Origin of the sequence: Ancylobacter rudongensis (assembly GCF_900100155.1) — a bacterium.
Taxonomy (GTDB): Bacteria; Pseudomonadota; Alphaproteobacteria; order Rhizobiales; family Xanthobacteraceae; genus Ancylobacter; species Ancylobacter rudongensis.
Genome location: NZ_FMTP01000003.1, coordinates 408983 through 422117 on the forward strand (window position 1 = coordinate 408983; position 13135 = coordinate 422117).

Annotated in this window: 14 protein-coding genes; 4 read left to right on the top strand and 10 right to left on the bottom strand. The window is 69.9% G+C overall.

The features are described 5' to 3' along the window. Positions 1 to 259 precede the first annotated feature (259 nt). Positions 260 to 955 (bottom strand): glutathione S-transferase, encoded by a 696-nt coding sequence (locus BLO63_RS10015; protein ID WP_244517820.1) that lies wholly within the window; start codon positions 953 to 955, stop codon positions 260 to 262. Between the two features lie 459 nt (positions 956 to 1414). Here BLO63_RS10015 and BLO63_RS10020 point away from each other — a divergent pair, with 459 nt between their 5' ends. After that, positions 1415 to 2632 carry a polyhydroxyalkanoate depolymerase gene (locus BLO63_RS10020; RefSeq protein WP_091439784.1) on the top strand — a complete coding sequence of 406 codons (1218 nt, stop codon included), beginning with the start codon at positions 1415 to 1417 and terminating at the stop codon, positions 2630 to 2632. Between the two features lie 70 nt (positions 2633 to 2702). Here BLO63_RS10020 and lhpI read toward each other — a convergent pair whose 3' ends face one another. The 8 genes from lhpI to BLO63_RS10060 form a co-directional block, all read right to left on the bottom strand. Continuing rightward, the gene (lhpI, locus tag BLO63_RS10025; protein ID WP_091439788.1) at positions 2703 to 3662 is read right to left on the bottom strand and encodes a bifunctional Delta(1)-pyrroline-2-carboxylate/Delta(1)-piperideine-2-carboxylate reductase; all 960 of its coding nucleotides are present in this window, start codon (positions 3660 to 3662) and stop codon (positions 2703 to 2705) included. 12 nt (positions 3663 to 3674) lie between these two features. Then, positions 3675 to 4022 carry a lipopolysaccharide assembly protein LapA domain-containing protein gene (locus BLO63_RS10030; RefSeq protein WP_091439792.1) on the bottom strand — a complete coding sequence of 116 codons (348 nt, stop codon included), beginning with the start codon at positions 4020 to 4022 and terminating at the stop codon, positions 3675 to 3677. A gap of 32 nt (positions 4023 to 4054) precedes the next feature. Beyond that, positions 4055 to 4348: an integration host factor subunit beta gene (ihfB, locus tag BLO63_RS10035; RefSeq protein ID WP_091439795.1), complete on the bottom strand. Its 294-nt coding sequence runs from the start codon at positions 4346 to 4348 to the stop codon at positions 4055 to 4057. Between the two features lie 75 nt (positions 4349 to 4423). Beyond that, positions 4424 to 5404, bottom strand: coding sequence for a signal peptide peptidase SppA (gene sppA, locus BLO63_RS10040; protein WP_091439799.1), 981 nt, complete (start codon positions 5402 to 5404; stop codon positions 4424 to 4426). A gap of 83 nt (positions 5405 to 5487) precedes the next feature. Continuing rightward, a complete protein-coding gene (locus tag BLO63_RS10045) occupies positions 5488 to 6105 on the bottom strand; it encodes a DapH/DapD/GlmU-related protein (protein WP_091439801.1) in 618 nt (205 codons plus the stop codon). 15 nt (positions 6106 to 6120) lie between these two features. Then, complete coding sequence (locus BLO63_RS10050) at positions 6121 to 6855, bottom strand: DUF1045 domain-containing protein (protein ID WP_091439804.1); 735 nt, start codon at positions 6853 to 6855, stop codon at positions 6121 to 6123. Positions 6856 to 6866: 11 nt separating this feature from the next. Then, positions 6867 to 8006, bottom strand: a complete 1140-nt coding sequence (locus BLO63_RS10055) for an alpha-D-ribose 1-methylphosphonate 5-triphosphate diphosphatase (protein WP_091439807.1) — start codon at positions 8004 to 8006, stop codon at positions 6867 to 6869. A gap of 64 nt (positions 8007 to 8070) precedes the next feature. Next, positions 8071 to 9684, bottom strand: a complete 1614-nt coding sequence (locus BLO63_RS10060) for a gamma-glutamyltransferase family protein (protein WP_091439809.1) — start codon at positions 9682 to 9684, stop codon at positions 8071 to 8073. A gap of 97 nt (positions 9685 to 9781) precedes the next feature. On the opposite strand from BLO63_RS10060, the gene BLO63_RS10065 reads away from it, so the two are divergent. The 3 genes from BLO63_RS10065 to BLO63_RS10075 all read left to right on the top strand — a co-directional run bounded on the left by BLO63_RS10065 (position 9782) and on the right by BLO63_RS10075 (position 12488). Beyond that, positions 9782 to 10021: a hypothetical protein gene (locus BLO63_RS10065; RefSeq protein ID WP_091439812.1), complete on the top strand. Its 240-nt coding sequence runs from the start codon at positions 9782 to 9784 to the stop codon at positions 10019 to 10021. Positions 10022 to 10638: 617 nt separating this feature from the next. Continuing rightward, positions 10639 to 11769: a type III PLP-dependent enzyme gene (locus BLO63_RS10070; protein WP_091439813.1), complete on the top strand. Its 1131-nt coding sequence runs from the start codon at positions 10639 to 10641 to the stop codon at positions 11767 to 11769. Positions 11770 to 11891: 122 nt separating this feature from the next. After that, positions 11892 to 12488, top strand: coding sequence for a GNAT family N-acetyltransferase (locus BLO63_RS10075; RefSeq protein ID WP_091439816.1), 597 nt, complete (start codon positions 11892 to 11894; stop codon positions 12486 to 12488). A gap of 199 nt (positions 12489 to 12687) precedes the next feature. Here BLO63_RS10075 and BLO63_RS10080 read toward each other — a convergent pair whose 3' ends face one another. Beyond that, complete coding sequence (locus tag BLO63_RS10080) at positions 12688 to 13104, bottom strand: Ohr family peroxiredoxin (protein WP_091439817.1); 417 nt, start codon at positions 13102 to 13104, stop codon at positions 12688 to 12690. Positions 13105 to 13135: the final 31 nt, after the last annotated feature.

Here is a 13135-nt window from a genome sequence, read left to right on the forward strand (position 1 = left end):
CGGCCTCTCTTCGGCAGGCACGCTGCGCGCGAGCCCTCATCCCCGGGCTTGACCCGGGGACCCAGCCCATCCACCCGCGCAGGTGCGAAGGCTGGGTGGCCGGGTCAAGCCCGGCCATGAGGGAGTAGGGAGGAGGCGGACACGGCCGGTCCTCATCGTCATCCCGGCCGAGCGCAGCGAGAGCCGGGATCGCGGGCCGGCTTCTCCTGAGAGCGATCCCGGACCGGCCTGCGGCCGTCCGGGGTGACGGCTACCCCCTTCAGAACTCGACGTCCAGCTCCTCCATCTCGTCCGGCTCCTCCCGCGCAGCGGCGGTCCATTCCTGCATCGCGGGAAGCGCCAGCATGGTCTGGCAATAGGCCCGGCTCCTGGGGTCGAGCGCCACGTCGTAGGTGGTGAAGCGCGAGCACACGGGCGCGTACATCGCGTCGGCCAGGGTCGGCGCCGGCCCGAACAGATAGGGTCCGCCATAGGTGTTCAGGCACGCCGTCCAGATGGTGACGATGCGCAGGATGTCGCTATGCGCCCCCGCCCACACCTTGAAGCCGGGGTGGTGCGCCTTGATGTTCATCGGCAGCGCCGAGCGCAGATTGGCAAAGCCCGAATGCATCTCGCCGCTGATGGAACGGCAATGCGCCCGCGCTGCGCGATCGCTAGGCAGAAGTCCGGCCTCTGGCTTCAATTCGTGCAGGTACTCGGCAATGGCCAGCGTGTCCCAGATGCGCAGCCCCTCATGGTCGAGGCGCGGCACCAGGAAGGAGGAGGATTGCAGCAGCAGCTCGGCGCGGATCGCCGGGTCGTCGGCGGAGACGCGCGCCTCCGCCACATCGAGCTCTGCCAGCCGGCACAGCAGAAACCCGCGCAACGACCAGGACGAGTAGTTCTTGCTGCTGATGGTCAGCACCGCGGCCGGCGCGGCGGCCTCGGGGGCGGCCGTTTTCGCCGGCTTCGCCACGGCTTTGGCGTCGGCCTTCACGCCCGCCGCCTTGCTCGGGGCCTTGCGCGGTGCCTTCGTCGTCCCGCGCGCGGTGGGCTTCGAGGCCGGCTTGGCGGCAGGCTTGGAGGTCGGGGTCGGGGCGGGCATGGCAGGCTTCCTGTTCCGGCGGGCGTCCATTGTGCGGCCCGGAGAGCGCAATCACACTTCGTGCCATTCCTGACGGGTGTATGACGGGGCCCGTGCCCGCCCGGGCATCCCCGCGCAAGCCAGCGCTGCCATCCTACCCCGCAACCGCCTTGGCAGCGGCCTTGCATCCGCTCTAGGATGGGTCCGGCAGGACCATTGCCGGCGAACCGTGCGCCCCGCACCGACCGCCGCACATGGACCCTCTGCCGGAGCGCGCATGACCTCTCGCCGCCCACACTGTTGTCGCCCGAGCTCCTGCCGCAAAGGCTCTTGCCGGAAGATTCCCCGCCGATGATCTATGCCGCCTATCAGGCTCAGTCCGACCTCTTCGATCCGATCCGCCTCGCCGCGCGCCTGTCGCGGCAGATGATCGGCACGATGGGCGGCTTCGGTGATACGCCACTGCTGCGCAATCTCACCGCCGCCTGCGAGATGATCGAGCGCGCCGGGCTCAGCCATGAGCGCCCGGCCTTCGACATCGGCACCGTCACCTCAGGCAATCGCGAGGTCGAGGTGCGCGAGGAGGTGGCGCTCACCCTGCCCTTCGGCTCGCTGCTGCATTTCGCCAAGGATGTCGACCAGAAACAGCCGCGCCTGCTGGTGGTCGCGCCGCTGTCGGGCCATTTCGCCACGCTGCTGCTCGACACGGTGAAGACGCTGCTGCCGGAGAACGACGTCTACATCACCGACTGGCACAATGCCCGCGACGTGCCGCTCTCCGCCGGCGGCTTCGGCTTCGACGATTATGTCGGCCATGTCGTGCGCTTCCTGGAGGAGATCGGGCCGGGCGGGCATGTGCTCGCCGTGTGCCAGCCCTGCGTGCAGGTGCTTGCCGCCTGCGCCGTCATGGCGCAGGAGAACAACCCCGCCCAGCCGCTGTCGATGACGCTGATGGCCGGGCCGGTCGACACCCGCATCAATCCGACCAAGGTCAACGAACTCGCCACCTCCAAGCCGATGGAATGGTTCGAGCAGAACCTCATCGCCACCGTCCCGCCCGGCTTCAAGGGCGCGGGGCGGCGGGTCTATCCCGGCTTCATCCAGGTCGGCGCCTTCATGGCGATGAATCTGGAGCGCCATGTGAAGGCGCATGTCGGGCTGTTCGAGAACCTCGCCATGGGCGAGCACGAGAAGGCCGGCACCACCAAGACTTTCTATGACGAGTATTTCGCCGTGCTCGACCTCGCCGCCGAGTTCTATCTGGAAACCATCGACAAGGTGTTCCAGCAGCACGAGCTGCCGCGCGGCGTGCTGACCTATCGCGGCGGCAGCCTCGATTTCCGCGCCATCCGCCGCACCGCCCTGCTCACCGTGGAAGGCGAGCGCGACGACATCTGCGCGGTCGGCCAGACGGTCGCGGCGCAGGATATCTGCTCAGGCCTGCGGCCGCATCTGCGGCGCCACCACATGCAGGCTGGCGTCGGCCATTACGGCGTGTTCTCCGGCCGCCGCTGGAAGGGCCAGGTCTACCCGCTGGTGCGCAACCACATCCTCGCCGCCGACGCCTGAGGCGCCCGGTCGACGGCAGGCGCCGTCATGGCGATCGGTCCATCCAGGCCGGGTCGGGAGGCGGGGAGAGTCAGCCCTTCAGCGCCTTCCACACCAGCTCGGCGGCGGCGAGGTCCTCGATCGCGGTACCGACCGACTTGAACAGGGTGATCTCGTCGGCGCTGCCGCGCCCCTTGGCGGTGCCGGCGGTCAGCTCGAACAGGTCGCCCTGGATCGCGTCCGCCGCCAGGACGCCACTGGCGAGCGGGATGACGATGTCGCCCGCTTCCTTGCCGGCGCCGGCGCGGGTGTCGACGTAAACGCGCGCCCGGCGGATTGCCTCGTCATCGGCCTCGCGCATGATCGGCGTGAAGCCACCGACCAGGTCCACATGCTGTCCGGCTTCGAGGTAGCGCCCCTCCACCAGCGGCTGCGGCGAGAGCGTGGCGGAGGTGACGATGTCGGCCCCCGCAATGGCGGCGCCGCGATCGGCCTCGGCCGTTGCCTCGAAGCCCTCGCTGCGCAGGCTTTCCGCCAGTGCCTCGGCCTTGGCGAGCGTCCGGTTCCAGATGGCGATGGAGCGGATCGGCCGCACGCTGGCATGGGCGCGGGCGAGATAGGGAGCCAGCGCCCCGGCGCCGATCAGCGCCAGCCGGCTGGCATCTTCGCGGGCGAGATAGCGGGCGGCGAGCGCCGAAGCGGCTGCGGTACGCCACACGGTGAGGGCGCGCGCGTCCATCACCGCCAGCGGCTGGCCGGTGGCGCCGGAATTGAGGATGTAGAGGCCGGTAATGCTCTCGATGCTGCGGGCGGCATTGCCAGGGAACACCGTCACCAGCTTGGTGCCGTAGACGTCGTCCTCGGTGCCCTCGCTGGTCCAGGCCGGCATCAGCAGCGCCGTCGCGTCGCCATCGGGGCGCGGCATTGTGTGATGATGGCGCACCGGCACGGTGATGGAGCGGCGGAAGGCGGCCTCAATCGCGTCGATCAGCGCGGGAAAGGACAACAGCCCGGCGATCTCGCCGGACGAGACGAAACGAAGATCGCTCATGAATGGGTCCCGTCAGGCCGCGTCGCGGCGATGGGTGAGCACCGGCCGTGCCGCCGGCTCGCGGCTGGCGGCGCGCAGCGCCTCCACCTCGGCATGGGCGGAACGGGCCTCGCGCGCGGAGCTGCGGGCGGCGCGGCGGTGCCGGCCCTGGCTCAGCCAGGCGGCGACCCCGCCCAGCACGACGCCGATGATCATCGCCGCGAAGACGATGAGGAACAGCGGCGCCTCGATCGCCCAGCCGCCCGGTCCCGTCAGCGGGTCGATGACCAGCGACACCGGGTGGCGATTGGCCACGGCGAGCATGACGAGCCCTACCGAGATCGGCAGGACGATGAGGATCAGCAGCAGACGACGCAGCACGAATTCTCCCTCGGCAGCCTATTCCAGCCGACCTATTCCAGGTCGACGCCATCATTCAGGCGCTCGCGCATTTCCTTGCCCGTCTTGAAATAGGGCACGGCCTTGCCGTCGACATCCACATGCGCGCCGGTGCGCGGATTGCGGCCGGTACGCGCGGGACGGGCCTTCACCGAGAAGGCGCCGAAGCCACGCAGCTCGACACGATCGCCACGCGCGAGCGCCGCGACGATCTCGTCGAGAATCGCATTCACGATGTTCTCGACATCGCGCTGATAGAGATGCGGATTTGCTTCAGCGATCCGCTGCACCAGTTCGGACTTGATCATCGACGCCCCGGCCCCTTTGTTGTTCGGCTCGTCGGTACTCCAAAAAATTGATATTTTGGAAGCTCTTGGCCCCGTCTAGCCGCCCCGAGGGTGCCAGAGGGCCAGAAGACCGTCAAGGCGGGCCTGCACCGCGGCCCCACCGGCCGCATCTGCCACGATACGGGCGAGATCTTCAAGCCCGATCAACGACATCAGCTTGATGGAAATACCGTGCAGCCAGCCGAATTCATCACCGGCGCGGCGCGTGTGCCAGTCGCGGACGGGAAGATCCTTGTCGATGCCCCGCTCGCGCTCCAGCCAGTCGCGGCCGGTGCGCTCGTCGCCGATCTCGTCGATCAGGCGCAGCGGCAGCGCCTGATGGCCGGTGAACACACGCCCGTCGGTGGCGAGGGCGAGCTTGTCGCCCTCCAGCAGGCGCCGCTCGGCCACCAGCCCCTTGAACCAGTCATAGCTGTCCTCGACCAGCGAGCGCACCGCTGCGCGGGCGTCCTCGGTCGGCGGATCGAACATGTTCGGCGCCGCCTTCAGCGGGCTCGACTTGATCTCCTCATAGGAGATGCCGACATTCTTCATCAGTTCGGCGAAGTTCGGGAACTGGAACAGCACGCCGATCGAGCCGACCAGCGCGTTGCGCGGCGCGACGATGTGGTCAGCGCCCATGGCGGCGATATAGGCGCCCGAGGCTGCCATGCCATTCACCACCGCGACGATCGGCTTCTTCTCCGCCAGCCGGCGCAGCGCGTCATAGAGCGCGGCCGAGCCGACCACCGTGCCGCCGGGACTGTCGATGGAGAGAATCACCGCCGTGGCGCCGGATTTGCCGATGGCCTCCAGCATCTCGATCCGCTCGCGCTCATTGCGGATGATGCCGCCAATGGTGACGCGGGCGACATGGGCCGAGGCGCGCGGCAGCACCGCGCCATCGCTCCACCAGGCGAAGGCGCCGAGCCCGCCCAGCAGCACCACCAGCAGCGCGAGCACCCGCCAGAAGGCGAGCTTGCGCCGCAGCCGGCGGCGGGCGAGCACCTCGTCGACGTCCAATGTGCTGGCGGCCATCGCGTCCTCCCACTCTCGGGCCAAGGCGTAGCCGGGCGACGTGACGGGCGCAAGGGCGGGGGAGACGCAGGGACGTCAGCCCGCTACCCGCCGTGCTTGTCCAGAAAGGCCTCGATCGGCAGTTCGCGGAAATCCTCCAGCGCCGCACGCAGCCGGGCATGGTCCCAGTCCCACCAGGCCAGCGCCTGCAGCCGGGCGGCGATTGCGGGCGGGAAGCGCTCGCGCACCGGCCTGGCCGGCACCCCGGCGACGATGGTGTAGGGCGCCACGTCCTTCGTCACCACCGCGCCGGCCGCCACCACCGCGCCATCGCCGATGGTCCGTCCCGGCAGCACGATGGCGCCATGGCCGATCCACACATCGTGACCGATGGTCACGCCCTGCGCGCGGCGCCAGGCGAAGAAGTCCGGCTCGTCCTGCGCGTCGTCGAAATAGGCCGAGGCGCGGTAGGTGAAATGCGACTGGCTCGCCCGCTGCATCGGGTGGTTGCCCGGGTTGATCCGGGTCATGGCGGCGATGGAGGTGAACCGGCCGATGCGCGTATAGGCGATGTCGGAATCGTTGACGACATAGGAATAGTCGCCCAGCTCCACTTCCAGCAACTGGGTGCGCGGGCCGACCTCGGTGTAGCGCCCCAGCGTCGAGCGCGTGACCTCGGCGGTGGGATCGACGGTCGGCACCGGGCCGAGCTTGAGCGCCATGGTCGTGTCTCCGCCTCAGCTGCCGAAGGGAAAGCGGGCGATCAGCCGGAACGGGCCGGCCTCCTGCCGATAAAGGGCGATCTCGCGGACGATGAGCGGCCCGTCGGCGCCGCTGGCGGCGAAATGCTCGGAAAGCTCCGCCTCGGCCAGCGCCCGCTCCTCATCGTCCAGCGTGCCGGTCAACGTCATGTGGAAGCGGAAATCGTCCAGCACATAGGGGTAGCCCCAGCGGGCGAGATATTCCTGCTGGCGCGGGGTAAGCGGCGCCCGCAGGCGCTTCTCGCGCTCAGCCTCGCTCATCGGGGCGCGGAAATCATCGAGCGCGGCCACCGTGCCGGCGGCCAGCCGGTCCAGCGCGGCGCTGGGGGCGGCGAGGCGCAAGGCGAGGAAGCGGCCGATGCTGGCCAGTTTCACCCCAGGGGAGGCGAAGCCGGCGCGGTTCTGGGCGAAGCGGGCGCAGGCGGCCTGAAGCTCCGCCTCGCTGCGGCCGGGCGCGAGCCGGAACGGCGCCTTCAGCGTGCCGTGGAAACCGTAGCGGCGCGGCTCGGCGGTGATCTCGTGCCAGCGCGCGGCATCGAAACGGCGCAGCGGCAGCGGCTCGGCCTCCACGCCGGTCTCCGCGTCATAGCCGAGCGCGGCGGAGCCGAAGCGCCAGAGCGGGCTCTGCGCCGGCGGGGCGAAATAGAGCGCGTAGCGCGGCGTCGCCGGTCTGGGCGCGGCGGGAGTGGCGGCGTTGACGGAGGCGGACAAAAGCGGGCCCTTCAAAAGACGCGCCGGCCGGCGACAAAGACCTCGTCGATCCGGGGCGTGTCGTCGGCAAGACGGAAGCGCACCAGATCGGCCCGCAGCCCCGCCTCCAGCCGGCCGCGATCTTCCAGCCGGGCGAGCCTTGCGGGCGCTGAGGTGACGAGAGCCAGCGCGTCGGGAAGGGTGAGGCCGGCGGTGCGGGTCAGCGCCAGCGCCGCCTGCAAGAGGCTCGCCGGCACATAGTCCGAGGCGAGGGCGTCGAGCAGCCCCTCGCGCGCCAGGTCGCGCATCGACACGCCGCCGGCATGCGAGCCGCCACGCACCACATTGGGGGCGCCGCCAATGGTGGCGAGCCCGCTGTCGCGGGCGGCGCGGGCGGCATCCATCGTGGTCGGGAATTCGGAAATGGTGCAGCCGGCCGCCACCGCCTCGTCGACATGTTCGGGGGTGGTGTCGTCATGGCTCGACAGCACCAGACCGGAGGAGGCGAACAGCGCCACCATCCGGCTGTAATTGTCGGCGACGGCGCCGCGCGCGCGCTCGATGCGGTCGGCGACCTCGGCGTCGATGTCGGCGCCGCCCTTGCCGATGCCGGAGAGATAGACCTTGAGATGCTCGACATTGCGCCACTGGCGGGTGCCGGGCGTGTGGTCCATCAGCGAGGCCAGCGCCAGAGTGGGGCGCCCCAGCGCGGCGTCGACGAGGTCGGGCAGGGTGCGGTCGGTCAGTTCGCAGCGCAGATGGATGCGGTGGTCGACCCGGAACAGGTCGCGCTCGACGCCGGAATCGACCGCATCGAGCATGACCTCATAGAGCGCCCGCCGGTCCGCCTTGGCCTGGTCGAAGCCGCCGGCGCAGATGGCGTCATAGACGGTGGTGACGCCCGAGGCGGCCATCTGCGCGTCATGCGCCAGCGCGGCGGCCCGGGCGTCGGGCCAAATCACCTTCGGGCGCGGCACGAAATGGCCTTCCAGCGCGTCGGTGTGCAGGTCGATCAGGCCGGGGGCGAGATAGGCGCCCTCGCAGTCGAGCGCGGCGGGCAGGTGCGAGCGGCCTTCGTCGATCGCGCGGATGCGCCCGTCCGAATGGACCAGCGTGCCGTCGACGACGCGGTCTTCCAGAACAAGGCGGGCATTGGTGAGAATCACGTCCATGGCGGCGCGTCTCGCATGTTGTTGTGACCGTTCGATGAAGTCGCGTAGGGGCAGATATGTCCGTTCACACCCCGCATGCGCCGCCGTCCGAGCGCCGATCATGCGCGCCCTCCAGCCCCGCCTTGCCGGGATGCAGGATGACCGCCCCGGCAGGACCCATCATGTCGGAAAAGGCTTCGTGGACAATCTCGACATCGTGACCGGCGGCGGCCAATTGTTCGGCGATGGCGCCGTCGAACGCGCCCTCGACGCGTAGATTGAACGGGTCGGCGCTCCCCTCGCGCCCGAGCCGCCAGCGCGGCGCGGCAATCGCCTCGCCGAGCGGCATCCCGAACAGGGCGTAGCGGCTCATGACCGCCGCATCGGTCTGCGGCTGGCCGTCGCCCCCCGCCGCGCCGAAGGCGACGACGCGCCCGTCCGGAAGGCGCGCAAGGCCGGGCGCCGGCGTGCCGAATGGACGGCGGCCGGGCGCGAGCGCGTTCCTGGCCCGGGTGTCGAGCGAGAAGGCGCTGCCGCGATTATGCATCAGTACCCCGGTCGCCGGCAGCACGAGGCCGGCGCCGAACACCCCGTGATTCGACTGGATATAGGAGACCACGACGCCGCTGCGATCTGCCGCGCCGAGCCACGCCGCCGCGCCGGGCATTGCCCGATGCGACCAGGGCGCGGCGCGCTTCGGGTCGATCGCCGCCGCCTCGCGGGCGAGCGCCTCGGCGGTGAAGGCGTCGGCGGGGTCGTGAAGGAGCAGGTCACGCTCGCTCATCAGCCCGTCGCGCACCCCGAAGGCCCGCTTGGTGGCCTCGACCAGAGCATGGACATGGGCGACGCCGTCCGGCCGCGAAACGCCCGACCGGGCGAAAAGGGCGAGGATGAGCAGCGTCGCCAGCCCCTGCGTCGGCGGGGGCGAGGACCAGAGCTCCATCTCCGGCAGCTTGACCGTAAGCGGCCGGCGCGTCACGGCGCGATAGGCCCGCAAATCGGCGCGAGTCAGCGGGCTGCCGGCGCGCTCAAGGTCGGCGGCGATCTCGCGGCCGACATCGCCCCGGTAAAAATCGTCCAGCCCGGCGCCGGCGAGCTGCCCCAGCGTGTCGGCCAGCCGCTCGCAGGGCTGCACCGAGCCGACCGCCGGCACCTTGCCGTCGGGCGCCAGAAAGGCCGCCCGGAAGCCGGGAATCGCCTCAAACGTGACGCTCGTCGCAAGGCCGGCCCTGTACAGAGAGGGCGAGACGGTAAGGCCCGCCCGCGCGTGCTCGATCGCCGATTCCAGCAGCCGGCGCAGCGGCATCCTGCCACCGAAGGCCTGCGCCGCCTCCTGCGCCAGGGCCCAGCCGCCCACCTGCCCCGGCACGGTGAGGGCAGCGAGCGGGCCGCATGCGGGAATATCGTCATGCTCGCGCTCCCTGTAGAAGGAAGCGGTGACGCTCGCCCCGGCAGGGCCGGCGGCATCGATACAGGTGACGCGCCCGGCCGGATCGCGGATCAGCCAGACGCCGTCGCCGCCAAGCTGGCTGAGATGCGGGGAAACAACCGCCAGCGTCGCGGCAGCGGCGAGCGCCGCCTCCACCGCATTGCCGCCTTCTTGCAGCACGGCACGTCCCGCCTCGGTGGCCAGACCATGAGGAGTGGCGACCATGCCGGAGCCGGCGCGCGCGCTCTCGTGATGCTGATCGTGAGCCATTTCGCACTCCCCGCGGCGCCACCGGCGGCCGGCAGCTTGACCCGCGACGCCGGGCATAGCAGGTTGCGCCCCGCCGAAGTAGACGGATTGGGACGCGATGAGCACGGGCCGACGCATTCGCTGGGACAATGTCAGCACGGTGGGGAGCGCCGCCATCCTGCTGGGCGCCGAGCTCATCGGGGCGGGCCTTGCCGCCGGCTGGGCCCTCGCCGCCCTGTTCGAGGCCAGCTGGGTGTGGGAGCTCATCTTCGAGGGCGCCTTCGGCCTGCTCGCCCTCTACGGCATTTATCGCTTCGTGCTGAAGGCCAAGTCGATCGAGCCCTTCGTCGAAGGCTGAGGCGCTGCGCACCGGCTTCGGCGCGCGCATGCCCCCCTTGCACGTCCTGCGCCGGCGCTGCGGTACCGCCCGATCGGCAAGCATGCCGATATTTCGGGCGTATGCGATAAAAACCGCAAAAGCCGCTTGCATATGACAGCGTAGAACCCTAAATCCCGCCCTGCCCAATATTCGCACGTGCCTGTGGTCGCGTGCCGATCGGCGGAAGTCCGGACAAGAGGCCGGAAAGTCGCCAGTCAGATCGGTAGCCGGAGGCGAAACCGGCGCACCTCGCTCTCAGCGGGGAACGTGACTTGAAGCAACGACGTACGGGCTTTTTTGGTCTCTGTCGGCCCTCCAAAGGTCGGGAAACTGAAGAGGCACTACTTCTTGCCGGGCGTGCGGTCGGGTTTCCCGTACCAAGCGAAGGCATCTGACGACGCTGGCGCTCTCCACATGCGCGCAGCGGCGATTTGATGCCACGGCTCCATTCCGAACGGCCATGCGGCACCTGCCGTGCGGTCGGCGGACGGATGCGCATTCCTGCCATCAACGCGGCCCATTGGCGCCGCGGGCGGGTGTTCGCATCCACATGTCCGCTTCATCTGGATCGAAGCTTCGGGTCTGTGGAGACTGCCATGACCGACCGTATTCGCGAATTCCTGCGTACCCGCCGTGAAGATGGCCCCTGCGTCGTGGTCGATCTCGATGTGGTGCGCACCAATTATGCCGCCTTCGCCCGGGCGCTGCCGGACACCCGCGTCTTCTACGCGGTGAAGGCGAACCCGGACGCGGCCATTCTCTCGGCCCTGGCCGAGATGGGCTCCTGCTTCGACTGCGCCTCCGTGGCCGAGATCCAGATGGTTCTCGCCGCCGGCGCCACGGCGGACCGCATCTCCTTCGGCAACACCATCAAGAAGGAGCGCGACATTGCGCGCGCCTTCCAGCTGGGCGTGCGCCTGTTCGCGGTCGATTCCACCGAGGAAGTCGAGAAGGTCGCCCGCGTCGCCGCTGGCGCCAAGGTGTTCTGCCGCATTCTGTGCGACGGCGCCGGCGCCGAATGGCCGCTCTCGCGCAAGTTCGGCTGCGAGCCCGACATGGCGGTCGACGTGCTGGAGCACGCCCACCGGCTCGGTCTGGAGGCGCATGGCGTCTCCTTCCACGTCGGTTCGCAGCAGAAGAATGTCGAGGCGTGGGATTCGGCGCTGGCCTCGGCCTCGGCGATCTTCCGCGCCTGCGCCGAGCGCGGCATCTCGCTCTCGCTGGTCAATCTCGGCGGTGGTTTCCCGGCCAAGTACCTGCAGGACGTTCCGGCCGCCGAGGCCTATGGCGAGGCGATCTTCCGCGCCCTGTCCCGGCACTTCGGCAATGCCATCCCGCAGACCATCATCGAGCCGGGCCGCGGCATGGTCGGCGCCGCCGGCCTGATCGAGGCCGAGGTGGTGCTGATCTCGAAGAAGTCGGACACCGATTCGGTGCGCTGGGTCTATCTCGACATCGGCAAGTTCGGCGGTCTCGCCGAAACGATGGACGAGGCGATCCGTTACCCGATCGTGACGGCGCGCGATGGCGACGCCGTGGAGCCCTGCGTGCTCGCCGGCCCGACCTGCGATTCGGCCGACGTGCTGTATGAGAAGACCCCGGTCATGCTGCCGGTGTCGCTCGCCATCGGCGACAAGGTGCTGATCGAGGCCACCGGCGCCTACACCACCACCTATTCGGCGGTGGCGTTCAACGGCTTCGACCCGCTGCGATCCTATGTGATCTGAGCGGGCCGCGCCCCGCTCTCGTCATCCCGGACGCTGCGGCGATCCGGGATCGCTGGCCGACGACCGATTTCACAATTCCCTGTCCCTCTTTGCCCGGCGATCCCGGGTGTTGGAGGCCGTCCATGTCCACCCTTTCGCTCGCCACCGCCGCCCCCGCCATTTCGCTCGAGACGCCGGCCGACATCGTCCAGCGCGAGGCCCTGCTCGATCTCGCCTTCGGCCGCGCCGCCCGCCTCGCCAAGACCAGCGAGCGCCTGCGCGAAGGCCGTAAGCCGGCTAACGGCCTCGCCTTTGCCTCGCACGGCCCGGACGGGCGCGTGGTGGCGACGCTGCGCCTTTGGCATGTGACCGCCGGCCCCGGCCGCCCGGCGCTGCTGCTCGGCCCGCTGGCGGTGCATCCGTGGTTCCGCGACCGTGGCCTCGGCGCGGCGCTGATGAACACCGCCATCTGCGAGGCGACCCGGCTCGGCCATGGCGCCATCCTGCTGGTTGGCGACGCGCCCTATTACGCCCGCTTCGGCTTCGATGTCGGGCTGACGGAAGCCCTGTGGCTGCCCGGCGCCTTCGACCGCAGCCGCTTCCTCGGGCTGGAGCTGAGCCCCGGTGCGCTCAAGGGCGCGCGCGGCCTGGTCAGCCCGACCGGCGCGCCGGTGGAACTGCCGAGCCTGGGCGAACTGGTGGCGCAGGGCGGGACGGGCGAGCTGCGCCGCTCGGCCTGAGCGTTCCACTTAACCCCGCAGACATAGATCCCCGGGCCGAGCCCGGGGATGACCTCGTTCTGGCGGTAGTCCGGCGTCATCCCGGCCGGAGGCGCCGCCGGAGAGCCGGAATCGGCTGAGGACACGGACGCAAGGCGATCCCGGATCGGCCTTCGGCCGTCCGGGATGACATTTTCAGAACAGCGCCGAGAGCGCCGCGTCAGCCGACGCTGAGCTCGACCGGGATGTTGCCGCGCGTGGCCTTGGAATAGGGGCACATCTGGTGCGCGGCCTCCAGCACCTCCTCGGTCTGCTCGGGCGTCAGCGCCGGCGCCTTCAGCGAGAGCTTGGCGGCGAGGCTGAAGCCGTCATCGCCCTTCACCAGCGACACCGCGACCGTGACGGCGGCGCCGGTCACGTCAAGCTTCTTCTGGTGGCCGACCGCCTCGACGGCCGAGCCGAAGCAGGCGGCATAGCCGGTGGCGAACAGGTGCTCGGGCGTGGTCTTGCCGGAATCGAGCACGCCGTTCTTCGGCATGCCGAGATCGACCGAGACCGAGCCGTCGCTGGTCTGCGAATGGCCGCCCCGGCCGCCAATGGCGGTGGCGGTGCCGGTGAAGAGAACGGTGCCGGACATGGAAATCTCCCTTGAAAATGGCGTAGGCCGG